The sequence below is a fragment of the Bacillus sp. FSL M7-0003 genome (assembly GCF_038628485.1).
Taxonomy (GTDB): Bacteria; Bacillota; Bacilli; order Bacillales; family Bacillaceae; genus Bacillus; species Bacillus safensis.
Genome location: NZ_CP152024.1, coordinates 1,119,109 through 1,144,142, shown reverse-complemented (window position 1 = coordinate 1,144,142; position 25,034 = coordinate 1,119,109). Strand labels below are relative to the sequence as shown.

Sequence of the window (25,034 nt, the reverse complement as noted above, 5' to 3'; positions counted from 1 at the left end):
TCGGAAAGTGAAAGAAATTGGTGTTGTATTTATCTTCTTTGTTTTGAACTATATTTGTCAAATCATATGCAGAAATAAATACCAAACAGACTAAAAAAATGAGAAAAAAGCGTTTCTTTTGATTCAATAGCAGCACCACCTTTTTCTTATCATGATCAAAGTGGTTATGAAACATGCTAATGAAATAAGAAAGCATCTCGTTTTAACACTTCATCTAGTGTTCGTATTGGCATTTGATTCGACGATACTTCATAATTACCCTCTTTCGTCATACGTAAAAACCCTTGTCTTACAAGCGCATTTACATATGCAGTGACCACCTCTTTTATTTCTTCTCTTGAAACATCGCCATATCGGAGTTTCACTTCTTTCATTTGCACACATCGATTGATTTCCATCATTAGCTGCTGAATTGTCACTCTTCCGCTTCCTTTTTTCCTCATCATCCAATCATAGAGACACCCCTGCCAAACATACACGGGACTTGTAAAAATATACGCTTCTTGCACTGGAATAAATAATTCAGTTGGCAAAAAAGGGAATGCTGTTTGATGATGCTCATAAAAAATATCTCTCAAACGTTTGCTTTCATTTGATAAAATGCGAGGAGGGCGCTGCCTAAATTGCTGTATACATTTAATCCATTGTTGGTTTACTTGACGCTTGCTTGAAGGCGGAGATAGAAATGCCGGAATTTCGCGGTATGCTGAAGGTGGTCTGACAGTCATTGCCGCACATATTTTCGTTGATTGAAAAACAAGGAATTGATCAAGATGGATGAACCTATTCTGGATCGGGCAGAAAAAAATCAACCGCCTTTCCTCTGATTCCCTTAAAATTCCCCAATGAATGGAGGAGAAAGAAAAAAGCTGGGCAGATTTTCGGTTTAAACGATTTGCCCCTATCATCCATATGGGAAAGAGCCCTGCCTCGCGGAGACCTGCTGTTCTTCTGCGAAGCTCTTGCCCGGAAATATTTGCACATTGAAATTCAATGGCATAAGTTTCATTTCCTATAGAGACGGTCACATCAGGACGCTGATGAATCTTTGACATATACTTTTCCAGCGCCGGTTTATGTCCAAGCCCCTTCAGCCAATTCATAATAGCTTCCTTTCCCGCCTGATGATAAGCCGTTTCGCCAGAGGCTAACGGACATGCTGTCAGCTGTTTATGCGCAAAATGATAGACACGATGCTCCCCTAGCTTTAATTGCACCTCCTCCCTGCACTCAGGACAATAAAATTTGCACGTCTTTCTTACATGCTCCAGACGGCTTTTCGATAAATGATGTGTCATTCGGATAAGCTTACCGTTATCCATCATTGCTGTATTCATTCAGTTCGCCCCTCGCTCTTTGATGACCGTATTATAGCTTGTTCGTTATAAGGAAGCGAAAAGGCAAAATGAATTTTTACCGTGTCAAAAGATGATTTTAATAATCATCTCTTCAGGAAAATCAAAAATCCCCCTTATAGAAAAGGGGGAAAATACAATCTTTATAAAAGTGGTGATAATAATCTTGCTGTTGATTCAAACAGTCTGACCCCCAAAGGTCTCTTTGCAAACTCTTCTGGAACAATTTCATGTGACTGCTCTAAATCACCTAAGAAATCGTTGACGAGCTTCTCGGTGCTTTTTGTTTTATAGAGGAAGGCATTCACTTCAAAGTTCAAATGAAAGCTTCTCATATCCATGTTTGCCGTTCCTATCGAAGCCAGCTCGCTATCCACAATAATAAATTTACTATGCATAAAGCCTTGATCATACTCGTACACCTTTGCCCCTGCGTCAAGAAGCTCCGGGAAGTATGAACGAGACGCATGGAAAACAATCCGTTTATCTGGATTCTTTGGAGCAATAATCCGTACATCTACTCCGCTCAATGCGGCAATTTTCAATGCGGACAAAATATCATCATCCGGCACAAAATACGGTGAAGCGATCCAGATGGACTTTTTGGCGGAGATGATCATGGAGAAAAAGAGATTTTTAATGACCTCCCACTGCTTGTCAGGCCCGCCAGCAATCATTTGTACGCCTTCTGTTGTACTCTCAAGGTGGCTGAAATCTTTGAAATAGTCCACACCAGAGCATCTTTCATTCGTCATATAATACCAATCCTGCATGAAAATCTGCTGGAGGTCACGAACAGCTTCGCCCTTAATCATCAAATGAGTATCACGCCAGAATCCATATTGTCTGCTTCTGCCCATGTATTCGTCTCCAATGTTAAGCCCGCCGACAAATCCCACTTCCCCATCAATTACGACAATTTTTCTATGATTTCGGAAGTTGATTTTATTATTTAAAAGGGGGAGCCTTACTGGTAAAAACGGAACGATCTGAACGCCAGCCTTTTCTAGGTCAGCAATATATTGACGGGAGAGATTTAAGCTTCCTACATCGTCATATAAAAAGCGGACAATCACACCATTTTTCGCTTTTTCAATGAGAATGTCCTTTAATTCTTGGCCAAGGTCATCGTGGCGGAGAATGTAATATTCTAAATGAATGTGGTGTGTTGCTTTTTTAATCTCTTCAAAAATATGAGAGAATGTTTCTTCACCATTGGTTAAGACTTTAGAGGACGTGCGATATGTAATAGGAGTATGTCCAAGTCTGTGGGCCAGCTTAAATAAGAGCTGCTGATGATCACCCATATGCGTCATTTTTTCAATTGCTTCTCTATGGATACTTTCATCTTCCTGGATTAACTTCTCGTCCAATACCGCCTTCTTTTCAAACAGCCGGCGCTTTTTAATATTGCGTCCAAAGAAAATGTAGAACAAAAAGCCGAATAACGGAAAGCTGCCAAGCAGGACAAGCCATGTAATCGTTTGAGACGGATTCCGGTTCTCCAAGAAAATAACAAATCCGATGAAAATAATCGATAAAGTAAATAGAACACTGACAGAACTTAATACACTTACCGCTAAATCACCGACAATCAATTGGATGATTAAATAAGCACCTATCGTAATGATTAGAAAAAATAGAACTTTGACTACATTTCTCATTTCATTTTTCTCCTTGCCGATCTCTTTATTTACCTATTCATTCAGATAAAAAAGCCGATTCCTCTATAGAAATCGACTTTTTGTGAGTTACGAGAAGTGCTGTTGAATCGTTTCAAGGGCATTCCCTTCGATAATCAGCTGACCGTATTCTTTCAGTCTGTAGATGCTGACCACTGATTCATGAGCATATTCAAGCAAAATGCTGAGCTTATTCTCCACTTGCTCATCTGACAAATCCTCGTGGAAGTCAACATATAGATAATAACGGTTTTCAAACGAATATAAACTTGTGGTAAAATCCTGAATATTTAATTGAGAAAGTGCAATCAAATCTTCAAAGTCATCCATTTTCAACACGAATTGAAGTTGAAGTTTTTTGTCCTTCTCATTATGGTCTTCTTGATCTTGCTCTTCTTTATGAAAATCATCAAGCAGTGCGTCTAAGCTTTCTTCATCTGTTTGATCTTTTTTATCTTCTGGAATCGGCAATTCGAGCTTTTGTCCATCTTTAGAAAGTTGGGCTTTTGTCACGACAATTTCAAGACCTTTATCAAGTGCCTGTACTTGAATCCAAAGCGGCCCCTCTACTGCAAATTCTTCTTCTTCGTGCACTTCGTCCATTACTTCCCAAAACAGCTCTTCACTGCGCTCACGATTATACCAAATTTCTTCACGGTCAAATCCGCGATCTTCAATATCACCGTAGGAAATATAAAATTTTACTGTATGTTCATTTATTCTTTCGATTTCCATTTTGCCAACCTTCCCTTCTATATAAGATGTTGAAGGGACATACAAGCTCCCAATTAATAGTACTTTACTACACTTTACCCGTTCCGTCTACATGTTAACCGTTTAAAGAATTGAGGTATTGCTTCGTACTGTCTATTTTATGATAAAACATGAATAAAAGAAATAAAAACGCATTTTTTGCAGAGAAAACTTGCAGAAACATATATTTGAATTGTCCTCATATATTGGTTGTACGAGCTTTATTAGGACAAGAGGTGAAATGGATGGAAACAGAGTGGATCGTATCCTTACTGATGATTATTGGCATAGACCTGATTTTAGGCGGAGATAATGCACTCATCATTGCGATGGCCAGTCGAAGTTTATCACATGACAAACGCAATAAAGCCATTTGGATCGGCACTCTTTTGGCCGTTCTGATGAGAATTACAATGACTGGTGCCGCAGTTTATTTATTGACTATCCCTTATTTGCAGTTTATTGGCGGTCTTTTTCTCCTTTATATAGGATACAATCTGTTAATTGAACAAAAGAAGGAATCCATTCGGATTAAGAGCAGCGGCTCCCTTTGGCGTGCAGTTCAAACCATTGTGATTGCCGACCTCTTTATGTCACTTGATAATGTCATCGCAGTTGCAGGTGCAGCAAAAGGGAACATGCTTCTGACCGCGTTTGGCCTCATGATTTCCGTACCGATTATTATTTGGGGAAGCAAACTGATTCATGCAGCTTTAACTAAATTTCCGTTTCTTTTATACGGAGGAAGTGCGCTTTTGGCCTATACTGGCGGTGAAATGATTGTGCGTGATGTGAAATTGACTGAATTTATGGCACAGCATGCCACGCTTGAATTGATGCTTCCGTTTTTAACCGTCATAGTGGTCATATTAGCCAGCCTCTTTTACGAACAAACGGCTGAAAACAAATAAAAAAAGCTGCCAAATGATCGGCAGCTTTTCGCGTTTTTATTAGTTAGCAAGTCGCTGAGCTTCTCTTAGTTGGAATGTACGAACCGTTCTTGGTAAGAAACGTCTAATTTCATCTTCATTGTACCCAACTTGTAATCTTTTTTCATCCAAGATAATTGGACGACGCAAAAGACCTGGATGCTCATTGATTAGTTTATACAATTGTTGAAGCGGCATTGTCTCAACATTGACATTTAGTTTTTGGAATACTTTTGAACGTGTTGAGATAATTTCGTCTGTACCGTCTTCTGTCATTCGAAGAATTTCTTTGATTTCATCGATTGAAAGAGGCTCAGAAAAAATGTTTCTCTCTTGATATGGGATATTGTGCTCTTCTAACCACGCTCTTGCTTTTCTACATGATGTACAGCTTGGTGATGTGTATAATGTTACCATAAATCTTCACTCCTCAATTTGTAGAATGAATATTGATCTGTATTCTTAAATTAAAATTGTTCTAAATAAGTAATCTTTATAGTGATTATACTATAAAAAAGTAAGTGTGAACAGATTTTCTTGCAATTTTTGTGACAAAAACTAGACAATTTCATTCATTTTGTCGTTCTGCTGGATGTCAGAACATTCTCATTTACTCGAGATGATCGAAAATATTTTTTTGTTTTCTATTTTCAATGATCTTCAATACATCATCAACATCCTCATACGATTGTCCATACCATTCTTCATCTTTATACGTATGGATTCGTTCATAGGTCTTCCTCATGGCTTCCATGATCTCTTCCTCATGATTTGTAAGAGGCGACCAATAAAGAATTTCCATGCGGTTCACTTCATTTGTTGCAAGTGACCTGCGTTTATAACCGATTGATTCTGCATGCTTGAAGTGCTCTCTTTGGTAAAACTTTAGGCGTTTTGCAGTATCTGCATCATCTTCATCTACAGGCTCGACCTCAAGCAAGATCGGTTTCTTTTTTTCCTTCAGCTTATGAATAAGCTTTGACCCGAGGCCTTCACCTCTTGCATCTTTGGAAACAAATAAATAATCAATAAAGATGAAAGAATCAAATTCGGCGTACATCATCACATGATGAGGTCCTTCCTCCTTATGATAAATATCACTTCTTTCCTTTAATAAAGCTTCCATATGCTCTTTTGACTTCATTTCTTCTATCGGGAAGTATTCACTGAGCTTTTCATACCAATTCATGGATTTGCTCCTTATGCTATAGTTAAGAACCACTTCCTTAGATATTCCCGATTTCCTGCTATTTAAACGCCTGTACTAGTAAGACGCAGCAAAGTCTAAAGTAGTTTCACTTTTTTTCAATTAACGCAAAAAAAGTTTTATAACGAACGATTCATGACGAGTTGAATACAGACAAACAGGATAATTGTCATCGCAATTTGAAGCATGATGAAATAAAGATATTTTACGCGCCGTGCTTCTTTCTTCTGACCGCTTGTCTTTCGGTTAAGCAAATATTCCACCGAAAAAGACACAATCCCAATGAGCACCATAAACGCGAGCATCCACTTTCCTCCGTTTGGTTTCCTGAAAAAAGACGTTGAAAAAAGCATGAATACAAGGAGAACATGAAGCAATGAATAACGAAAGGTTTTCCATCTCAACATCCTATTTTTCCCTCCTTTTATTTGTTTAATTCTTTGGTCAGAATGTTGATGGCTTCCTTAACTTCTAACATATTTTCTTTAGTGTTCATTTCATTTCTAGCGTGAAGTAATACTGGTCGGACTGATTCAACTGAACGACCGAAGTTATACATCCATTCATATCTTGGTACCATCCAAGTATGAAAATGATGGGTTGTATCTTCGTTGTAAAAATAATAGACATGTTCTATCCCTAAAGCGGTTCTTTGTGCTTTTCTTATCTTTGCTAAAACCTCTATGTAGTCTAATCTTTCCGAATTAGTTAAATCATCTAAACATTTGATGTGTCTTTTTGAAGCTAAAATTATTAGCCCTCTGATTGGATAAGCGACATCTTGATGGGCGTGAAAATACTCTGTTTCAATAACGACACCACCTTCTGGTACAACTAATCCATTCGTTAAAGCACAACTAAGACACTCGACTTCAACTGTTTCTCCATTTGATAATGTTATTTTTTTCAATTGTCCTCCCCCAAACGAAATAGTATACAATTTGAATTTTCATTACTTAAGCGTATCATATTTTTCCTTATTTTGAATTAAACTCCTTAATATCACTTCACCTGTGATTGAGTTATTTCTTTTTAACTTTCTAATATATGAAACCAGACCCAAATAAAAAGAAGCACTGACTTAGCAGTGCTTCTTCCTTCTTATGATTGTTTCGCCTGTAGCTCTTTGAATTCTTCCTCTGTGCAGCTCACAAAGTGACCTGGCTTCACTTCACGGAACTCGGTGTTTGTTCCTTTGTGAACAGATGGATCATACTTGATTCGTTTGCGGTTACGCTCATAATCAGGATCTGGAAGCGGAATCGCAGACAGCAATGATTTTGTATATGGATGAAGCGGGTTTTCGTATAATTCATTCGCTGGTGCCAGCTCAACCAATTTTCCGAAATACATCACGCCGATACGATCGCTGATGTATTTTACCATGGACAAGTCATGGGCAATGAATAAGTACGTTAAACCTTTTTCCTCTTGAAGCTCTTTCAATAAATTGACGACCTGCGCTTGGATCGACACGTCTAATGCAGAGATTGGTTCATCGGCGATGATGAAATCCGGCTCTACTGCTAATGCACGTGCAATTCCGATACGCTGCCTTTGACCGCCTGAGAATTCATGCGGGTATCTGTTCGCGTGCTCTTTGTTCAAGCCAACAGTTTCAAGTAATTGGTACACACGCTCTTTACGCGCCTGTTTTGTTTTTGCAAGGCCATGAATGTCGATGCCCTCTGCAATGATATCAAGCACTGTCATTCTAGGGTTGAGTGAAGCATATGGATCTTGGAAGATCATCTGCATTTGACGATTGAACTCAAGCATTTTTTGTCTTGATTTCTTCCCGTGTACATTTTCGCCCTTATAAAGAACTTCACCATCTGTCGCATCATAAAGTCTAATGATCGAACGGCCCGTAGTGGATTTACCACAACCAGACTCACCTACAAGACCTAGCGTTTCACCCTTGTAAATATCAAATGAAACCCCATCAACTGCTTTCACAGTTCCTCTTGCTGTATGGAAATGCTGTTTCAAATTTTTGATTTCTAACAGTTTTTCTGCCATGCTATTCACCCTCTTTTACTAATACAGGTTTTTCGTAGCTACCTTCTAGTTCACGCATTCTCGCCTTTACAGAAGCAGGCGGTTCAACTTTAGGTGCATTCGGATGAAGTAGCCATGATTTCACATAATGCGTATCTGATACTTTGAACATTGGTGGTTCTTGTTCAAAGTCAATTTTCATTGCATAATCGCTGCGGAGTGCAAATGCATCTCCTTTCGGCGGGTTTGTCAGATCTGGCGGTGTTCCTGGAATGGCAGTCAGCTTTCCTTCATCTCCGCCATCTGTGTCAAGACTCGGCATGGATGCTAAAAGTCCCCATGTATACGGATGCTTAGGATTGTAGAAAATTTCATCGACAGTCCCTGTCTCCACAATCTGTCCTGCATACATAACAGCTACACGATCAGCGACGTTGGCAACAACACCTAGATCATGCGTAATAAAGATAATCGAAGTGTCAACCTTTTTCTGAATTTCTTTCATTAATTCTAAAATTTGTGCTTGAATTGTTACATCAAGTGCAGTCGTCGGCTCATCGGCAATCAGCAGCTTTGGATCTGCTGCAAGCGCCATGGCGATGACAACCCTTTGTCTCATCCCGCCACTAAATTCGTGCGGATATTGTTTAATTCTTTTTTCAGGCATTGGAATTCCAACGAGCTCCAATAGTTCAATGGCTCTTTTTTCAGCCGCTTCTTTTGAAATTTGTTCATGCTTGAACAGCACTTCTGTAATTTGTTTCCCGACTTTCATCGTTGGATTCAAAGACGTCATCGGATCTTGGAAGATCATTGAGATATCTTTTCCTCGAATGGTTTGCATTTGTTTCTCAGTTTTCTTGACAATATCTTGGCCATCAAACAGGATCTGTCCGCGCTTGAAATAACCCGGCGGCATCGGAATTAATCTCATGATCGCTTGTGATGTTACACTTTTACCAGAGCCAGATTCACCTACAATAGCAAGTGTCTCGCCTTTATTTAAGTGGAAGTTCACACCACGAATGGCTTGAACCTCTCCACCATATGTTTTAAATGAGATTGCAAGGTCTTTCACCTCTAGAATACGTTCACGTTCCATCCTAATCACTCCTTATTTACGCAACTTCGGATCTAAAGCGTCTCTTAGTCCGTCTCCAACCACGTTAAAACCAAACATTGTAATACAGATAAATGCGGCTGGGAACCATAATCTCCAAGGGTAGTACGTCATGGCTGGAATTCCGTCAGACGCCATCGTTCCCCAACTTGCTAATGGCTGAGGCACACCAAGCCCTAGGTAACTTAAGAATGCTTCCGTGAAAATAGCAGAAGGAATCGTTAATGTCATCGTCACAAGAATTGGTCCCATTGAGTTAGGAATTAAGTGTTTAAATAAAAGTCTAGATGTTTTCGCACCTAATGTTTGTGCTGCAAGAACGTATTCTTGACTCTTTAATTGTAAAACCTGGCCCCGAACAATACGTGCCATGTTAATCCAGCCTACGACTGTCATGGCGAGGATAATCGTTAATAATCCTTTTGGCAGAACAACCATCATTAAGATAACCATTAATAGTGTTGGAATTGCCCATAAAACGTCTGCGATACGCATCATCACTTCATCTGTACGGCCGCCCTTGAACGCAGCAATACTTCCCCAGATAATACCGATGATCACGTCAAGGACCGCTGCAGCAAGACCGATGAAGATCGAAATTCTTGCCCCGACCCATGTACGGACAAACATGTCACGTCCTAAATCATCTGTACCGAACCAGTGCTCTTTTGAAGGCGGCTGGTCCGCATTCAGCAAATCAGTCGTTGAATAATCATACTTAGAAAACCACGGAACTAGGATGGCCAGCATCACAATAATAAAAATGATTGTGAGTCCAACCATTGCAAGTTTATTGGCACGGAAGCGAAGCATGGCATCCTTCCATAAAGATAGACTAGGTTTAGTAATTTTTTCAGATTCTGCTGCGTCAGCTGTCGCAGGCACAAATAAATCTTTTCTCATCTCTTCCATGTGTTAGACCCCTTTCTTCGCCTTCGTCAGTTTAATTCTAGGATCGATAATACCGTAGAGGACGTCAACGACTAGAATACTGATTAATAGAATAATACTGTAGAAGACTGTAACACCCATGATGACGGTGTAATCACGGTTTGTAATGCTTGTGACAAAGTGAGAGCCTAATCCAGGGATACCAAAAATCTTCTCAACGACAAAACTGCCTGTTAAAACTGAAGCAGCCATTGGTCCCATGTATGTGATAACAGGTAACAATGCGTTTCGGATGGCGTGTTTGATCGTCACAGCAGATTTTGTTAATCCTTTCGCTCTAGCCGTTCTAATGTAGTCACTATTTAGTACTTCAAGCATACTTGACCGTGCAAGTCTAGCGATAAATGCCATTGGCATGAAGGAAAGTGCAATAGAAGGTAGTACGGTGCTTGCCCAAGACTCCCATCCTGCAACTGGGAAGATCGCTATAATACTTGCCTCAGATGCAAATACATATTGTAGTAGCGCCGCTAAAATAAAACTTGGAACTGAAATTCCAAAGATCGTTAAAATGGCAATCGTATAGTCTTGCCACTTGTTATGATAGAGCGCTGCAAGGACCCCAAACAATACACCAAATGCTAATGCGAGGAGAATTGCCTCAATTCCGAGGGTAAAGGAAACGGGGAATCCAGAACTGATTAAGTCATTTACAGTTTGTCCTTTATATTTAAATGAGGGACCAAAATCTAATGTTGCAACTGAACCTAGGTAGCTTACATATTGAACAAATAAGGGCTTGTCCAATCCGTAGTGCTCGTTTAGGTTTGCTTCAATTTCAGCAGGAAGTTTCTTCTCTCCAGAGAATGGACCACCAGGTGCTGCCTGCATGAGAAAGAAAGTTGCAGTTACAATAACAAACAGTGTGATTAAAATATATATTAATCGCTTACCGATATATTTAAGCAACGGAATTGCACCTCCATGATTTTACAACAATTTCTCTAATCAGCAAGAAAGGTATATGGAGAGACATCCTCCATATACCTTAAGATCCTTGCCGTAGATCTCTTACACTATAACTATTACTTTTCGAAATGTGCCCATTTGTATTGAGCATCACCAAGACCAGATACAACTACACCTTTTAGTTTTGGATCTTGTACCCAAAGCTGAGTATAGAAGTAGATTGGTGCTATAGGCATATCGTTGATGAGAATTTCTTCTGCTTTTTTCAGCATTTCTTCACGCTTTGTTTTATCTGTTTCTTTTGCAGAATCATTCAACAATTGTTTATATTCCTTGCTTTCCCATCCAGTGTCGTTGTTTCCACCTTCTTTATCTTTGTAAAGCTCAAGGAAGTTCACTGGATCGTTGAAGTCACCTAACCAGCCCATACGTCCAATTTGATAATCACCACTATGAAGTTTATCGATATAAACGTTCCACTCAGAGTTATCAAGTTCTACTTTTAATCCTAAGTCTTTCTTCCACATTTCTTGAATTGCTTGTGCAATCTTTTGGTGGGCTTCATCTGTGTTGTAAGACAATTTCAATGTTGGAAGATCAGAAACTGACTTATAGCCTAATTCTTTTACACCTTTTTCAAGAAACTCTTTTGCTGCTGTTACATCATGATCTTTGAAGTAGCCAGTTTTGTTGCCCTCGAAACCTTCCATTGTTGGAGGAACGATTGCCATGGCAGGAACTTGTTCACCTTGCGTAATTTTGTCAACGATCGCTTGACGGTTAATTGAGTATGCAAGTGCCTTACGGATGTTTACATTGTTTAAAGGTTTTACTTCAGTGTTGAATTTATAGTTATAAACACCTGCGATCGTTTGGATGTTTAGATTGCCATCTTTTTTCAATTTTTGTAGAGACTCAGTTGGAAGGTTTCCAGTTGGAGAACCAGCCCAGTCAAGCTCCCCTTTTTGGAACATGCTAAGCTCAGTGTTTGTATCTTTGATCATAGACATGTTGATCTTTTTCAATTTCACAGTATCTTTATCCCAGTATTCATTGTTCTTTTCAAGCGTGATAGAACCGCCATGTTTCCATTTAGAAAGAACGAATGGTCCGTTAGATACGTAGTTTTCACCAGCATTTGTGTACCAGTTTTTATTCTTTTCAGCCACTTTTTTGTTGACTGGCATATAAGTATAGAATGCAGTTAGTTCAGTAAAGAACGGTGTTGGGTTCTCTAGCTCAACTACAAGCGTTTTGTCGTCTTTAGCTTTAATGCCAACATCAGCAACTTTCGCTTTCCCTTTGTTTGCTGCTTCAGCACCTTTAATATAGTAAAGCTGGTAAGCATATTGAGATTCATTTTTAGGATCTAATGCCCATTTCCAAGCATATTCAAAATCTTCTGCTTTTACAGGGTCACCATTAGACCATTTTGCATCACGAAGTGTGAATGTATAAGTTTTACCATCAGCACTTGTTTTGATATCAGAAGCCATTGCATTTTCTGGCTTTCCTTCAGCGTTAATTCTTGTTAATCCCTCAAAAGTCTGACGGATGACACTACCTGAAGTTGAATCATTTGCCAATCCCGGATGTAGAGAAAAAGGCTCAGTGGAGATATTCACATTTAATGTTGTTTTAGCCTCTCCAGAACTGCTCGTGCTGTCGCCTGATTTGTTTCCGCTGAAACCACAAGCGCTTAATACAAGTGTGAAAATAAGCATTAAAGTAACAACAGACCAACGCTTTTTCAACTGTATTCCCCCTTATAATATGTTTTTAGTTCAAAGGTCTCGATAGAAGATGAGATTCAGATTTAAGAAATAGCGTAAAAAAGTCCCTAAATAGCTCACTTTCTATTTCTTTTGTTTTTTCTGAATTTTCACTATGTAAAGAGCCTAGCACAAACGTGTGAACAAATTCATTATAATGAATAGAATAATTTATTGCAATATCAATTTCATATATTTTTTAAAAACGTAAATGGGGATAAAGAGGGATTTTTATAAACTAAAGTCTCAATCACTTCAACAAATTAAAGCGTAAATTGATTAAAATAATTTAACAAATTCAGCAGGAATAATGTTTTATACATATAATTAATCATCCTTTTTTAAAAAATTCTGACAGATATTTGGTATTTTATCTAAAATTTTAAGTGTCAATAGGCATGATGAGAAGGTCACATAATGGCTTCGTGACTTTTTCATGGTCATCCTTTATAATAGATAGACATATTGTTGCGATGAAAAAGAAGAGTACATATATTCACCATTTACAGAGAGTCTGCGGCCGGTGTGAGCAGATAATGGCATGTATGGAATGGGCTTTGGAGCAGCTAACCGAACACTTCTAAAAAAGTGAGTAGGCTTAGACGGAGCAGTCTCCGTTATCAACGTCTTGAGTGATTTCTATGTGAAATAACAAGGGTGGTACCACGGTTCATTCGTCCCTTTTCTGTTGAAAAGTGATGGGTGGGCCTTTTTATATTGAAGAAAAGAGGTTTTAGTATGACAAAGAAGACAATTTTTTCAGGCATTCAGCCGAGCGGTTCTGTCACATTAGGGAACTATATTGGAGCAATGAAGCAATTTGTCGATTTGCAGCATGACTATAATGGCTATTTTTGTGTCGTCGATCAACATGCGATTACAGTGAGTCAGGACCGATTAGCTCTCCGTCAAAATATTAGAAGCTTAGCAGCTCTTTATTTAGCTGTTGGTCTTGATCCAGAGAAAGCGACATTGTTTATCCAATCAGAGGTACCTGCTCACGCCCAGGCAGGATGGATACTTCAATGTGTTGCTTATATTGGGGAATTAGAAAGAATGACCCAATTTAAGGACAAATCCGCTGGTAAAGAAGCAGTTGTTTCAGGCCTATTAACGTATCCCCCATTAATGGCTGGCGATATCTTATTATATGGTACTGATTTAGTCCCTGTTGGAGAAGACCAAAAGCAGCATCTTGAATTGACTAGAACGCTCGCTGAACGCTTTAACCGAAAGTACAATGACATCTTCACTGTGCCTGAAGTGAAAATTCCAAAAGAAGGCGCACGGATTATGTCTTTAACAGATCCAACGAAAAAAATGAGCAAATCCGATCCGAACCAAAAATCTTTCATTACCTTATTAGATGAACCAAAGCAGCTTGAAAAGAAAATTAAAAGTGCTGTGACGGATTCAGAAGGCATCGTCAAGTATGACAAAGAGAACAAGCCTGGTATAGCCAACTTGCTGACGATTTACTCTGTATTAGGCAACATATCCATTGCAGAGCTGGAGCAAAAGTACGAAGGCAAAGGATATGGTGAGTTTAAAGGAGATCTTGCGAACGTTGTCGTTAATGCTTTAAAACCAATTCAAGATCGATACTATGAACTCATTGAATCAGACGAGCTTGACCGCATTCTAGACGAAGGTGCTGAAAAAGCAAACCGCGCAGCAAACAAAATGCTGAAAAAAATGGAGAATGCGATGGGTCTTGGCAGAAAACGCAAATAAAAAAAGCTTGCAGCACGACTCGCTGCAAGCTTTCTAATTTACTTTTGATTCGTTTTCCATTTCCCAAAGCTTTTCGAAAAAAGGCTGTCCTTTAATCATTTTTTCACAGAAGGCTAAATGATTCTCTGACCACCCATCAATCGTTTCATTGTAAAGCATGTTCCAAATCTCTTCGAAAGACATTCGTTTGATTTGGTTGTACATGCGCGGGTTCCATTCCGTATACCAATACGCAATCTCCGCCCTGTTTTTGAGCCCTTTTAATTGATCGAGCGCCATAAACATCAGCTGTTTCAGCTGTCTTTCTTTTCTCGTTAATCCGCTGATATGCTGCGGCGGCAGTGATAGAATGTGATACTCTTTCGTCGATTCAAGGCTGTCCTTAGAAAATTCATATTCCTCTGCCTTCACATCTTTCACCATTTCATACACCAATTGCTCCTGCCTTGGGATCAAGCGGCTTTTTCTCACAGGTATGGAATACCCAATCGTATCTACAGCAATAATTCGAATGCCGTCTGTGACCACAAAGCAATACTCTAATTTACGGCGTTCATGATTTTTTCGAATATAAGATTTCTCAAATACAGACTCTAGCAGTGTCTTCGGCAGCTCTGAAAGATCATTTTCTATGTAATCAAACAAAGGACTCTGCACCTTAAGTAAAGGCACTTGATCTAACAGTTCAACGCTGTCCTCCTTACGCCACTCATGAAAATGACACACATTGTAGCCATTTTCTTCCCCTTCAAACCAATTCACCCATACGTCATGAAGAAATAACATAACCAATCCCTCACTTTATAAAAACTGTTGTCCACAGTATGGGCAAGGGATAGAGAAATTATTCCAACTTTATCAAAACTTCAAGGTGAGTATATGATGGCTTCATGTCTTTCTTTCGTTCAGGAACCGCAGAGCCCCTTTAAATTTTATTTCAGCTTTTTAGGATCAAGCGCATCTCTCAGCCCATCTCCTAAAAAATTAAAGCATAAAACAGTCAGCAAAATGAGTAAACCTGGGAAAAGCGGGTACCACCACGCTTGCACCATAATCGAGAAATTTTGTGCATCTTGCAGCATGTTGCCCCAGCTTGCCGTTGGCGGCTGAATACCAAAGCCAAGGTAGCTGAGCGTTGATTCAGCTAAAATGACGGAGCCTACTTTTAATGTAGCTGATACAATAATAGGACCGATACAGTTCGGTAAAATATGCGAAAAGATGATGACATGATTTTTCGTTCCAATGGTTCTTGCCGCGAGGACGAATTCTCTTGTTCGAAGTGATAAGAATTCACTGCGGATGAGCCTGGCGGTTGTTGTCCAGCCTGTCAAAGCAAAGATTAAAATCAATTTATCAATGCCCGGTTTGAAAATGGTGACGAGCGTGATCAATAGAAAAATGTCTGGAATCGACAAGACGACATCCACAAACCTCATTAACAAGGAATCAACAAACCCTTTGAAATACCCCGCGACCGCGCCAACGACAGTTCCAATAGTGATTGCACCAACCACCGAGACGAAACCGACCAATAAAGAAACGCGCGCGCCATATAGCACCCTTGAGAAAATATCACGGCCAAACTTGTCTGTGCCCATAAAATGCTCAGCACTTGGCGGCTGGAGCCGCTTCAATAAATCTTGATGCTCTGGTGCATATGGAGCGATCACTGGAGCGAAAATGGCAGAAAAAATAATGATCAATAAGATCACGGAGCCGGCAACCGCCAATTTATTTTTGAAAAATTTCTCGCAAAACAAACGCAGCAACGTCTCAGGCTTTGGCGGAAGGCCCTCCTTTAATTTGATATCAACAGGAGGTGTTCCCATATTAGGCTGTGCCAATTGTGCTTCAGCTCCCTTCTAATATTCAATACGCGGATCAACGATCGCATATAAAATATCCGCTATTAAATTTCCAACCACCACAAGCACTGCGGAAATAACGGTCATTGCCATAATGACCGGATAATCTCTCGAAAAGGCAGAATCAATGAACAGCTTTCCAAGTCCAGGCCAGGTGAAGATTTGTTCCACCACGACTGCGCCGCCAATAAAAGATGGTATCATTAATCCGAAAATCGTTATGACAGGCATAAGACCGTTTCTTAAACCATGCTTAAAAATGACTTTGTTTTCTCTAAAGCCTTTCGCTCTTGCTGTGCGAATGTAATCCTGCCTCATCACATCAAGCATACTCGACCTTGTGTACCGGGTCAGCCCTGCCATATCAGCCGTTGCTAAAACAAAGGCAGGTAAAATGATATGATGGAGCCGGTCTAACACATTAAAATCGGCATTCAAGGTAGAAACTCCGCCAGTTGGAAACCAACCTAGATTCACGGATAAAACCATAATGAGGATGAGACCAAACCAAAAGTTTGGAATAGCCAGTCCGATAAAAGATGTAACCGTAATGCCATAGTCAAGCTTTGTATATGGACGTTTTGCTGAAAGGACACCAAATGGAATGGCGATCAGCAGGGCAACTAATGTAGAAAAGATCATGAGGATGAGGGTATTTGGCAGCCGGGCAAAAATCAAATCAGCCACGGGTGTTCCCTTTTTGACAATGGATGTGCCAAAGTCACCTTGAAGCATATTGCCAAGCCATTTCATATATTGGACATATTCAGGATCGTTCAAGCCGTACTTATCAATAAAGGCTTCCCGGTCTGCCGCACTAATGGTAGGGTCCATCATGAGTGACATCGGATCGCCTGGTGCTGCTTTCATAATGGCAAAGGACAAGATGGTAATCCCTAATAAAATGGGAATGGAGAGTAATGTCCTTCTAATGATATATGTAACCATATGCACAACTCCTTTTTCATCGGATCGCCAATCTGTAAAAAAAAGGCCAAAATGATGGATTTTAGCCCTTTGTCTGCTTTTCAGCGTGATCTGAAAACCCTTGAATTCTCGTGCTGATGCGGAGCGAACGAAGTGATCTTTTTAGCACCCACGCAGAGAACTGACACCGAATGCAAGGGATTGTTCTCACGGTGAAAGGGGAGAATCCCCCCCTTCTTCACTATCAGCCTACTGTTCAAGCCACCATTTTTCGATTTTGTAATATTCATCTTTCGGGTGGTAAGAGTAGCCTTGGAGATTAGATGGCATAGCACGATGTGAGTTAGCATAGTAAAGGAACGTGTACGGCTGATCCTCTGCGATCAGTTTATAAATTTTTTCATATGCCTTTGAATAATCTTTTCGATCGCTTAAGTTTTTAGCATCAACTAACAGCTTATCGACCTCTTTATTTTTATACCAGATGTTATTTAAACCTTTTTCTGACTGGCTTGAGTGGAATATGCTGAATTGATCAGGGAATGTCGCAAGGCTCCAGCCGAGCAGCAGCGCATCATAATCCCACTTAGGCGGTGTCGTCTGCTCAATGAGTGCACTGAATTCCACAATTTGCGGCTTCGCTTCCACACCGATTTCTTTGAGCTGTTGCTGGACAACGACAGCGATATCTTCACGAACTTTATTTCCTTGGTTGGTCTTTATGACAAAGGAGAATTTCTTGCCATCTTTATCAAGATAGCCGTCTCCATCTGTATCTTCCCAGCCCTCTTCTTTCAGCAACTTTTTCGCTTTTTCTTGATCAAACTCAAACACTGGAACATTTTCATCCTTTGGATAGTTCCAGGACAGCGGACTTTCTGGAATATTGGCTACTTTGCCGTCTCCATCTAGCACTTGGTCAACAATCGTTTGACGATCAATGGCATGTGTCAGTGCTTGGCGGACCTTTTTACTTTTAAAGAGTTCATTTTTCTGGTTCCAGCCAATGTATGAATAATTGAGTCCTAGATCAGATTCGATTTTAATGTTGCTCACTTTTTCAGCTGTTTGCAGCTCGGATCCTGGTACAGCAAAGAAATCAATATCTCCTGCTGACAGCTGGGCAATCGCTGCATTCTGATCAGGAATGGTTTTAATGGTGACAGTATCAAGGTAAGGACGTCCATCCCAATAATCGTCAAAGGCTTCTAGTTTGACGTAGTCTCCTTCTTTCCATTCTGCGAATTTAAATGGACCTGAACCGATTGGTTTTTTTCGGTTAAATTCGTTTTCACCGAGATCTTTTATAGGCACATCACCTAAAATATGCTTAGGTAAAATACCGTAGCTTCCTAGTGTGACATTATAAAAATAAGGATCTTTTTTATTGAGCTTGAATTCAATCGAGTAGTCCCCTGTCTTTTTAACAGACTCTAAAACTTCAAAGCCTGATCCGCGCTCCCCGTTGTAGTCCTTATTGATTGGTATGCTGTATGTAAACACAACATCATCAGCAGTCAGTTCTTCACCATCATGAAACTTCACACCTTTTTTAATGGTGACATCAAACTGCTTGCCGTCATCCGATTCTTTAATATCCTCTGCCAGCGATAGCTGAGGGTTGAGCTTTCCGTCTGTTTGAAGTAAGAAGCTGTAGATTCTTTCCTCAATATCAGAGCTTGCCACATCTGTAGAATACAGCGAGTTAAATAATGTTGGCTCTGCAATTGAACCGATGACAAGATCGCCGCCTTGTACCGGTTTACCTGTGGATTTCTTTTCACTGTCTCCAGACGTTTTATTTCCACCAGAACAAGCAGCAAGGATTAATGTAAAAATCAGCAGTAAACTGACCAGAATGGACTTTCTATTTCTACCTTTCATAGACAATTCCCCCTATTCTTTTTTAAAAATAATGACCGAATCCTGTTTCATCCCCCCTCTCAAAGATGAGATCATACAAGCTTGATCAAGCGTTGTAGAGGTGGCAGGCAACAAAGTGGTTCGTTTTTAACTCCTGAAATGCTGGTACTTTTTCTTTACAGATTTCTTTCGCATGCGGGCATCTTGTGTGAAATACGCAGCCTTTTGGCGGATTTGCAGGACTCGGCAAATCGCCTTGCAGCATAATGCGTTCTCTTTTCGTCTGCCCTTTTTTACGGGTGACAGGAACGGAAGAAAGCAGAGCCTGTGTATACGGATGGAGCGGTTCATCGTACAGACTGTGCTTGTCGGCAAGCTCCATCATTTTGCCGAGATACATGACGCCGACTCTATCGCTAATATGTCTGACCACACTTAAATCGTGAGAGATAAATAGATAGGTAAGGTCAAATTCCTCCTGAAGCTCCTCCATCAGATTAATAACCTGCGCCTGAATAGATACATCAAGTGCTGATACAGGCTCATCTGCGATGATCATGTCGGGATTCATGGCAAGCGCACGAGCGATGCCGATCCGCTGCCTCTGCCCGCCTGAAAATTCATGGGGATAGCGGTTCGCAAAGCTTGGATGAAGACCTACCTTTGATAAAAGCTGTTCTACTTTTTCATTTCTTTCTTTTAAGGAATATAAGTGATGTGTTTTGTAGGGTTCTTTGATGATGCTTCGAAGTGTTTTTCTAGGGTTGAGTGATGCAAAGGGATCTTGAAAAACCATTTGGATGTTTTTTCGTGTAGATTGTCTTAGCTTTGATTCTGACACGCGCGTGATGTCTTGCCCTTTAAAAAAGATTTGACCGTCAGTTGGTTCGTATAGGCGAATCATTGTCCGGCCTAGGGTGGATTTCCCGCATCCTGACTCCCCGACAATACCTAACGTTTCACCTTTATAAATCTTCAAGTCTATGCCGTCAACAGCTTTCACTGCACCGACTTTCTTCTGAAAGACGCCCGCTTTAATCGGAAAATGTTTTCGAATCTGTTTCAGTTCAAGGATCGTTTCTTTCTCTGGTAAGTCTGTTATGTGTGTTTGATTTTGAGCAAGTGTCATGTGTGGTCTGCCTCCTCATATAAGAAACATCTGACGCTTCTGCCATCTTCAAATGTTCTCAGCTTAGGCAGTTCTCCCAGGCAGCGTTCCTTCACTTGCGGACATCTAGGAGCAAAGCGGCAGCCGGCTGGAAGCTGATCTGGCGCAGGAACATTTCCTTTGATGGCTGTTAACGGCTGTATGTCTCCGTCAATGACAGGAATCGATTCAAGCAGCCCTTCTGTGTAAGGATGAAGCGGCTGTTCAAACAACTCTTCGACAGTCCCATTTTCAACAACCTGTCCGCAGTACATGACAATCACTCGATCTGCCACTTCAGACACGACACCTAAATCATGTGTGATAAGAAGAATAGATGTACCAAAGGTAGAGCATAAATCTTTCATTAAAGTGAGTACCTGTGCTTGAATGGTCACATCCAGGGCAGTTGTCGGTTCATCTGCAATGAGAAGCTTCGGATCACAGCTTAGCGCTATGGCAATCATCACTCTTTGCCGCATGCCGCCTGATAAACGATGCGGATAATCTTTCATGATTTGCTCCGGGCGGGAAAAACCAACAAGCTTCAGCAGATCAACCGCTTTTTTGACCGCTTCTTTTTTTGAAAGTTTTTTGTGATAGATGAGGATTTCTGTTATTTGTTCTCCGATGGGTAAGACGGGATTAAGTGAGGTCATGGGTTCCTGAAAGATCATAGATACATCATTACCACGGATGCTGCATAATTCCTTTTCACTATATGTAACAAGGTCCTTTCCATCAAGTTTGATGGAACCGTCCATAATTTTCCCGCCCGTGCCATGAATCAGACCCATAATGGATAAGGACGTAATGCTTTTGCCAGACCCAGACTCACCGACTAATGCGACAGTTTCTCCTCTGTTGATGCTGAAATCAACGCCATCCACAGCAGGTATCGGTTCCTTTTTTCGAAAAAAATAGGTTTTTAAGTTTTGCACTTCAAGCAGCGTGCTCATTCATTCGCCCCTTTCTCCTTAGATCAATAGAATCGAACCTGAATATTCTGTATTTTAAAAATAAAAAGAATTATTTGTATATTATTACATCGTTATGACGAAATCAAGAAGTATTTAGTAAATTTGTAATATGTCTCTTTTTATGTGAATTATTCACTTTGTGATTCTATTGCCTTTAAAAAGGTTTCTGCTGGCTCTGCAATCATAGATTCCTCGCTGATTCGGTGCTCATTGAAATATTTTTTCACGATATAAAACCCGGTAGCGTAACCAAGCATTTTAGGGTAGTTCCCTTTTCCATAAAGAAGATTCTGTATCAGCCTTTCGTCGTCCTGGACTCTTTGATCAAGATGACTGGATACCCATTTCTTGTACATACGCTGAAGCTGTTCTTCGCTATAGAAGGTGGTCCATTTCGCTGTATAGTTTTCTCCATATCTATGATACACAGCATATTCAGCGAGCCCCTCCATCATGATTGTATCGAGGAATGTAAAGTCTTTTTCTTCTTTTGAGAGAAAATGCAGCCTGCATACATGGTGATATTCATGAGTCAGCAATGTACCGATACGCTCCTTCGGGGTATTTGGAGACAAAAAAAGAAAGACCTTGTCATCAAATGCCATGCCGGATTGATAATAAAATTGCTCTCTGATTTCTCTGCTGCTCTCATTGACAGGTAAAATAAACACAGGAATGTCTGGACCTTCCCACTGCTTTTGAAGCGTTTGATATTCTTTCATGACAAGCTTGAAGTACCCTTTTTCCTTGAGCTTGTCGATCATGTTTTTGCACGAGCTCCAAGACCGAACCATCCCGTGATGCTGCAGGTGAGCGAGGATAGACGACCATTCTTTTTCCTCGGCCCCTTTAAAATAAGGAACAAAGCGCGCTGCAAGCTCCTGAAATGATGATGATTGATGAATGAGATATTGTGTATTGATCAGACCCATACCGCTGAACACCTCCATTTTCATCATATGCAAAAAAGCGGCGATCTGTTTATCGACCGCCGCTTTCTCAGAAAGTATTATGCTTCGTATTTTTTGAAAATAATTGTCGCATTATGCCCGCCAAAACCAAGTGAGTTACTTAAAGCCACTTGTACTTCTTTTGAACGTGCTTCATTTGCTACATAATCAAGATCACATTCTTCATCCGGTGTTTCAAGATTAATCGTTGGAGGAAGGACGCTGTCTTTAATCGCAAGAACAGAGAAAATGGCTTCTACTCCGCCTGCTGCGCCAAGTAAGTGACCTGTCATTGATTTTGTCGAACTGATCGCAAGCTTGTTTGCATGCTCTCCGAACACTTCTTTAATCGCCATTGTTTCAAATTTATCATTGTAAGGTGTGCTTGTACCGTGGGCATTGATATAATCAATGTCTTCCACAGACAAACCTGCATCTCGAATCGCTTCTTTCATTGCACGGACGCCGCCTTCTCCATTTGGAGCTGGTGCTGTTATATGGTAGGCATCTCCAGTTGAACCATAACCAACGATTTCTGCATAAATGGTCGCACCACGTTTTAAGGCATGCTCAAGTTCTTCAAGAACAATAATCCCTGCACCCTCACCCATGACAAATCCGTCACGGTTTTTGTCGAATGGACGGCTTGCTGTCTTTGGATCAGGATTTGTCGAAAGGGCTTTGTTCGCACAGAAACCTGCAAACGACATTTTTGTTAATGGCGCTTCTGTTCCGCCTGTGATCATCGCATCTGCATCGCCGCGTTGAATAACTTTAAATGCATCACCAATTGAGTTTGTTCCTGTTGCACATGCTGTCACTGTACAAGAGTTAACCCCTTTTGCGCCAAGTGCAATTGAGATTTGGCCTGTCGCCATATCAGGAATCATCATTGGGACGAAGAATGGACTGACGCGTCTTGCCCCTTTATTTGAATACACTTCGAACTGCTCTTCAAATGTTTCAAGTCCGCCAATACCAGACCCAACCCATACACCAACACGCGGTGCGATTTCATCTGTGATTTCAAGACGTGAATCTTCCAGCGCTTTTTGAGCAGCAACGACTGCATATTGCGTGAAGCGTGCCATTTTTCGCGCTTCTTTTTTCTCCATGTAATCTTCAATGTTAAAATCTTTTAGTTCTGCCGCTACTTTTGCGGTATATTCACTTGAATCGACACGTGTAATTGGTCCAACCCCTGATACACCCGCTAAAGCATTTTTCCATGTTGACTCTACATCGTTGCCAAGTGGTGTCAAAGCACCTAATCCTGTAACAACTACTCGTTTTTTATCCATTAATTTGTGCACCCCACTCTTTTATCGGCCCCATCGCATAGCGATTGCGCCCCAAGTTAATCCGCCACCAAAACCAACCATTACAATCACATCGCCGTCATGAATTTTTCCGGCTTCGATTTCTTCACATAGTGAAATTGGAATGGATGCTGCTGATGTGTTTCCATATTTATGGACAGTCTTCGACATTTTTTCAACTGGAAGCTCTAAGCGTTCGCGTGCTGCTTCCATAATGCGAATATTTGCTTGATGCGGGATCAAGAAATCAACGTCTTCTTTTGATAGTCCAGCTTTTTCAATGACATTTACACTTGACTCGCCCATTTGTCTTACAGCAAATTTAAATACTTCTCGTCCATTCATGATTGTATGATCTTTTTCATCTAAGTACAAGTGCTTCCCGCCGCTTCCATCTGCTCCAAGTTCAAATGATAGAATTCCTTTACCTTCGCTGACTTCTCCCAGCACAGCAGCTCCAGCTCCATCTCCAAACAAAACAGCTGTATTGCGGTCATCCCAGTCGGTAATACGAGAAAGCTTTTCAACACCGACGACAAGCACGTGTTTGTAAGTTCCTGATTCGATAAATTGTTTTCCAGTAACAAGCCCATACATAAAGCCAGCACACGCAGCGCTAATATCCATTGCACATGCTTTATGTGCACCGAGCTGCTCTTGAATCATACAAGCAACTGTCGGAAATGCTTGATCTGGCGTGACTGTCGCCACAAGAATCATATCGATATCTTCTGCAGCCACATCTGCGTCAGCTAATGCTTTTTTTGCAGCAGCAAGCGCCATATGAGATGTATTGACATCATCAGATGCAATTCTTCTTTCTTCTATACCTGTTCTAGTACGAATCCACTCGTCAGAAGTTTCAACCATTTTTTCTAAATCATGATTTGTTAATACTTTTTCAGGTATATAGCGGCCAAGGCCAATAATTCCAGCATTCATTGAATAAGACTCCTTTTACTCATACGAGCATGTGATATTGTGATCTTATATTAGTATCTGGTACTAATTTTACCTTATTTTTTTCTTCTTGGCAATACAAACGTCTAACCTTTCCTCTCACTTTTTTCATAGATTAATGATATATACCAATAGTAGAAAGGAACATGTGATATGGCGCAAAAAGATATTTTCTCAGCAATGATGTTTGGACAGCCGCTTGAAAAGGAGAAAAGCAAGACAGAGGCAAAGGAGGAACGTGCGGAGACATCTTCAAGTGAGGACTCAATTGACTACATGCATGTCATGAATCAAATTGGGAACATTATGAATTCCATCGATGAGCTGAAGCCTGTGTTTAAAGATGTTGGTCCTATGATTAGTGCCTTCAAGAAAAAATTATCATAAAAAAAAGCCACTATTCTGTGGCTTTTTCTGATTCTGCATCTGCTTTTCCAAGCTCGTATGCTTCTTGCATGACAGATGTAAATAATGTTAGAAGCGGCTGAAGTGCTTCAGGCTCAAGCTGAATCCCTGCTTTATCTAACTCTTCCTTCGCCTGCGGAAAATACTTCATGGCAATTTGTAAAAATTCCATCGATTTTTCGTGCTGCATGTCGTCGTCTCC

Annotated in this window: 25 protein-coding genes and 1 other annotated feature; of the genes, 3 read left to right on the top strand and 22 right to left on the bottom strand. The window is 40.4% G+C overall.

Annotated features, from left to right (window positions below):
- Window positions 1–176 precede the first annotated feature (176 nt).
- From MHI23_RS05695 to mecA, 3 genes are all read right to left on the bottom strand, one after another.
- Complete coding sequence (locus MHI23_RS05695) at window positions 177–1,337, bottom strand: competence protein CoiA family protein (protein WP_197172773.1); 1,161 nt, start codon at window positions 1,335–1,337, stop codon at window positions 177–179.
- A gap of 161 nt (window positions 1,338–1,498) precedes the next feature.
- Complete coding sequence (gene cls, locus MHI23_RS05690) at window positions 1,499–3,019, bottom strand: cardiolipin synthase (protein WP_024426475.1); 1,521 nt, start codon at window positions 3,017–3,019, stop codon at window positions 1,499–1,501.
- Window positions 3,020–3,106: 87 nt separating this feature from the next.
- The gene (mecA, locus tag MHI23_RS05685; protein WP_125586500.1) at window positions 3,107–3,772 is read right to left on the bottom strand and encodes an adaptor protein MecA; all 666 of its coding nucleotides are present in this window, start codon (window positions 3,770–3,772) and stop codon (window positions 3,107–3,109) included.
- A 263-nt stretch (window positions 3,773–4,035) separates the two neighbouring features.
- Here mecA and MHI23_RS05680 point away from each other — a divergent pair, with 263 nt between their 5' ends.
- Window positions 4,036–4,701: a TerC family protein gene (locus MHI23_RS05680; RefSeq protein WP_098676815.1), complete on the top strand. Its 666-nt coding sequence runs from the start codon at window positions 4,036–4,038 to the stop codon at window positions 4,699–4,701.
- 39 nt (window positions 4,702–4,740) lie between these two features.
- Here the strand turns inward: MHI23_RS05680 and spxA are convergent, their stop codons facing one another.
- From spxA to MHI23_RS05635, 9 genes are all read right to left on the bottom strand, one after another.
- The gene (spxA, locus tag MHI23_RS05675) at window positions 4,741–5,136 is read right to left on the bottom strand and encodes a transcriptional regulator SpxA (protein WP_003211421.1); all 396 of its coding nucleotides are present in this window, start codon (window positions 5,134–5,136) and stop codon (window positions 4,741–4,743) included.
- Window positions 5,137–5,329: 193 nt separating this feature from the next.
- Entirely contained in the window at window positions 5,330–5,908 is a 579-nt protein-coding gene (locus tag MHI23_RS05670) for a GNAT family N-acetyltransferase (protein ID WP_034282062.1), read from the bottom strand.
- Window positions 5,909–6,045: 137 nt separating this feature from the next.
- A complete protein-coding gene (locus tag MHI23_RS05665; RefSeq protein ID WP_342492361.1) occupies window positions 6,046–6,333 on the bottom strand; it encodes a hypothetical protein in 288 nt (95 codons plus the stop codon).
- A 17-nt stretch (window positions 6,334–6,350) separates the two neighbouring features.
- Window positions 6,351–6,836 carry a diadenosine tetraphosphate hydrolase gene (locus tag MHI23_RS05660; RefSeq protein WP_024426478.1) on the bottom strand — a complete coding sequence of 162 codons (486 nt, stop codon included), beginning with the start codon at window positions 6,834–6,836 and terminating at the stop codon, window positions 6,351–6,353.
- 191 nt (window positions 6,837–7,027) lie between these two features.
- Window positions 7,028–7,948 carry an ATP-binding cassette domain-containing protein gene (locus MHI23_RS05655; protein WP_024425041.1) on the bottom strand — a complete coding sequence of 307 codons (921 nt, stop codon included), beginning with the start codon at window positions 7,946–7,948 and terminating at the stop codon, window positions 7,028–7,030.
- A 1-nt stretch (window position 7,949) separates the two neighbouring features.
- Window positions 7,950–9,038, bottom strand: coding sequence for an ABC transporter ATP-binding protein (locus tag MHI23_RS05650; RefSeq protein WP_099663154.1), 1,089 nt, complete (start codon window positions 9,036–9,038; stop codon window positions 7,950–7,952).
- 3 nt (window positions 9,039–9,041) lie between these two features.
- The gene (locus MHI23_RS05645) at window positions 9,042–9,959 is read right to left on the bottom strand and encodes an ABC transporter permease (protein ID WP_024426480.1); all 918 of its coding nucleotides are present in this window, start codon (window positions 9,957–9,959) and stop codon (window positions 9,042–9,044) included.
- A gap of 3 nt (window positions 9,960–9,962) precedes the next feature.
- Entirely contained in the window at window positions 9,963–10,907 is a 945-nt protein-coding gene (locus MHI23_RS05640; protein ID WP_024426481.1) for an ABC transporter permease, read from the bottom strand.
- 116 nt (window positions 10,908–11,023) lie between these two features.
- Window positions 11,024–12,661, bottom strand: a complete 1,638-nt coding sequence (locus MHI23_RS05635; protein WP_024426482.1) for a peptide ABC transporter substrate-binding protein — start codon at window positions 12,659–12,661, stop codon at window positions 11,024–11,026.
- Window positions 12,662–13,143: 482 nt separating this feature from the next.
- Window positions 13,144–13,364: a binding site (T-box leader), on the top strand.
- Window positions 13,365–13,417: 53 nt separating this feature from the next.
- Between MHI23_RS05635 and trpS the strand changes: the two genes are divergently transcribed.
- Window positions 13,418–14,413 (top strand): tryptophan--tRNA ligase, encoded by a 996-nt coding sequence (trpS, locus tag MHI23_RS05630; RefSeq protein ID WP_342492360.1) that lies wholly within the window; start codon window positions 13,418–13,420, stop codon window positions 14,411–14,413.
- A 33-nt stretch (window positions 14,414–14,446) separates the two neighbouring features.
- Here trpS and MHI23_RS05625 read toward each other — a convergent pair whose 3' ends face one another.
- The 9 genes from MHI23_RS05625 to MHI23_RS05585 all read right to left on the bottom strand — a co-directional run bounded on the left by MHI23_RS05625 (window position 14,447) and on the right by MHI23_RS05585 (window position 24,409).
- On the bottom strand, window positions 14,447–15,199 hold the full coding sequence (locus MHI23_RS05625; protein WP_024426484.1) for a YjbA family protein: 753 nt from the start codon (window positions 15,197–15,199) through the stop codon (window positions 14,447–14,449).
- A 146-nt stretch (window positions 15,200–15,345) separates the two neighbouring features.
- Window positions 15,346–16,245 (bottom strand): oligopeptide ABC transporter permease, encoded by a 900-nt coding sequence (opp4C, locus tag MHI23_RS05620; protein ID WP_342492466.1) that lies wholly within the window; start codon window positions 16,243–16,245, stop codon window positions 15,346–15,348.
- A 33-nt stretch (window positions 16,246–16,278) separates the two neighbouring features.
- Window positions 16,279–17,229 carry an ABC transporter permease gene (locus MHI23_RS05615; RefSeq protein WP_024426486.1) on the bottom strand — a complete coding sequence of 317 codons (951 nt, stop codon included), beginning with the start codon at window positions 17,227–17,229 and terminating at the stop codon, window positions 16,279–16,281.
- 228 nt (window positions 17,230–17,457) lie between these two features.
- Window positions 17,458–19,092, bottom strand: a complete 1,635-nt coding sequence (locus tag MHI23_RS05610; RefSeq protein ID WP_056766154.1) for a peptide-binding protein — start codon at window positions 19,090–19,092, stop codon at window positions 17,458–17,460.
- 85 nt (window positions 19,093–19,177) lie between these two features.
- Window positions 19,178–20,200, bottom strand: a complete 1,023-nt coding sequence (locus tag MHI23_RS05605; RefSeq protein ID WP_342492359.1) for a dipeptide ABC transporter ATP-binding protein — start codon at window positions 20,198–20,200, stop codon at window positions 19,178–19,180.
- Window positions 20,197–21,177 carry an ABC transporter ATP-binding protein gene (locus MHI23_RS05600; protein ID WP_024426488.1) on the bottom strand — a complete coding sequence of 327 codons (981 nt, stop codon included), beginning with the start codon at window positions 21,175–21,177 and terminating at the stop codon, window positions 20,197–20,199. The genes MHI23_RS05605 and MHI23_RS05600 overlap by 4 nt, the downstream gene beginning before the upstream one ends.
- A gap of 149 nt (window positions 21,178–21,326) precedes the next feature.
- Window positions 21,327–22,130 carry a DUF2268 domain-containing protein gene (locus MHI23_RS05595; protein ID WP_024425050.1) on the bottom strand — a complete coding sequence of 268 codons (804 nt, stop codon included), beginning with the start codon at window positions 22,128–22,130 and terminating at the stop codon, window positions 21,327–21,329.
- 77 nt (window positions 22,131–22,207) lie between these two features.
- Window positions 22,208–23,449 (bottom strand): beta-ketoacyl-ACP synthase II, encoded by a 1,242-nt coding sequence (gene fabF / locus MHI23_RS05590; RefSeq protein ID WP_024425051.1) that lies wholly within the window; start codon window positions 23,447–23,449, stop codon window positions 22,208–22,210.
- A 21-nt stretch (window positions 23,450–23,470) separates the two neighbouring features.
- Window positions 23,471–24,409 carry a beta-ketoacyl-ACP synthase III gene (locus MHI23_RS05585; RefSeq protein ID WP_024425052.1) on the bottom strand — a complete coding sequence of 313 codons (939 nt, stop codon included), beginning with the start codon at window positions 24,407–24,409 and terminating at the stop codon, window positions 23,471–23,473.
- Between the two features lie 171 nt (window positions 24,410–24,580).
- On the opposite strand from MHI23_RS05585, the gene MHI23_RS05580 reads away from it, so the two are divergent.
- Window positions 24,581–24,814, top strand: coding sequence for a hypothetical protein (locus MHI23_RS05580; RefSeq protein WP_024426489.1), 234 nt, complete (start codon window positions 24,581–24,583; stop codon window positions 24,812–24,814).
- Between the two features lie 10 nt (window positions 24,815–24,824).
- On the opposite strand, the gene MHI23_RS05575 is transcribed toward MHI23_RS05580, so the two are convergent.
- Window positions 24,825–25,022, bottom strand: a complete 198-nt coding sequence (locus MHI23_RS05575; protein WP_024425054.1) for a ComZ family protein — start codon at window positions 25,020–25,022, stop codon at window positions 24,825–24,827.
- Between the last annotated feature and the right edge of the window lie 12 nt (window positions 25,023–25,034).

Coding starts and splice junctions, on each gene's coding strand:
- MHI23_RS05670 (WP_034282062.1), bottom strand. CDS start 5,908: ATGAATTGGTATGAAAAGCTCAGTGAATACTTCCCGATAGAAGAAATG.
- MHI23_RS05665 (WP_342492361.1), bottom strand. CDS start 6,333: ATGTTGAGATGGAAAACCTTTCGTTATTCATTGCTTCATGTTCTCCTT.
- MHI23_RS05595 (WP_024425050.1), bottom strand. CDS start 22,130: ATGGGTCTGATCAATACACAATATCTCATTCATCAATCATCATCATTT.
- mecA (WP_125586500.1), bottom strand. CDS start 3,772: ATGGAAATCGAAAGAATAAATGAACATACAGTAAAATTTTATATTTCC.
- MHI23_RS05645 (WP_024426480.1), bottom strand. CDS start 9,959: ATGGAAGAGATGAGAAAAGATTTATTTGTGCCTGCGACAGCTGACGCA.
- MHI23_RS05580 (WP_024426489.1), top strand. CDS start 24,581: ATGGCGCAAAAAGATATTTTCTCAGCAATGATGTTTGGACAGCCGCTT.
- MHI23_RS05695 (WP_197172773.1), bottom strand. CDS start 1,337: ATGAATACAGCAATGATGGATAACGGTAAGCTTATCCGAATGACACAT.
- opp4C (WP_342492466.1), bottom strand. CDS start 16,245: ATGGGAACACCTCCTGTTGATATCAAATTAAAGGAGGGCCTTCCGCCA.
- MHI23_RS05605 (WP_342492359.1), bottom strand. CDS start 20,200: ATGACACTTGCTCAAAATCAAACACACATAACAGACTTACCAGAGAAA.
- MHI23_RS05575 (WP_024425054.1), bottom strand. CDS start 25,022: ATGCAGCACGAAAAATCGATGGAATTTTTACAAATTGCCATGAAGTAT.
- trpS (WP_342492360.1), top strand. CDS start 13,418: ATGACAAAGAAGACAATTTTTTCAGGCATTCAGCCGAGCGGTTCTGTC.
- spxA (WP_003211421.1), bottom strand. CDS start 5,136: ATGGTAACATTATACACATCACCAAGCTGTACATCATGTAGAAAAGCA.
- MHI23_RS05655 (WP_024425041.1), bottom strand. CDS start 7,948: ATGGCAGAAAAACTGTTAGAAATCAAAAATTTGAAACAGCATTTCCAT.
- MHI23_RS05600 (WP_024426488.1), bottom strand. CDS start 21,177: ATGAGCACGCTGCTTGAAGTGCAAAACTTAAAAACCTATTTTTTTCGA.
- cls (WP_024426475.1), bottom strand. CDS start 3,019: ATGAGAAATGTAGTCAAAGTTCTATTTTTTCTAATCATTACGATAGGT.
- MHI23_RS05680 (WP_098676815.1), top strand. CDS start 4,036: ATGGAAACAGAGTGGATCGTATCCTTACTGATGATTATTGGCATAGAC.
- MHI23_RS05625 (WP_024426484.1), bottom strand. CDS start 15,199: ATGTTATTTCTTCATGACGTATGGGTGAATTGGTTTGAAGGGGAAGAA.
- MHI23_RS05585 (WP_024425052.1), bottom strand. CDS start 24,409: ATGAATGCTGGAATTATTGGCCTTGGCCGCTATATACCTGAAAAAGTA.
- MHI23_RS05610 (WP_056766154.1), bottom strand. CDS start 19,092: ATGAAAGGTAGAAATAGAAAGTCCATTCTGGTCAGTTTACTGCTGATT.
- MHI23_RS05615 (WP_024426486.1), bottom strand. CDS start 17,229: ATGGTTACATATATCATTAGAAGGACATTACTCTCCATTCCCATTTTA.
- fabF (WP_024425051.1), bottom strand. CDS start 23,449: ATGGATAAAAAACGAGTAGTTGTTACAGGATTAGGTGCTTTGACACCA.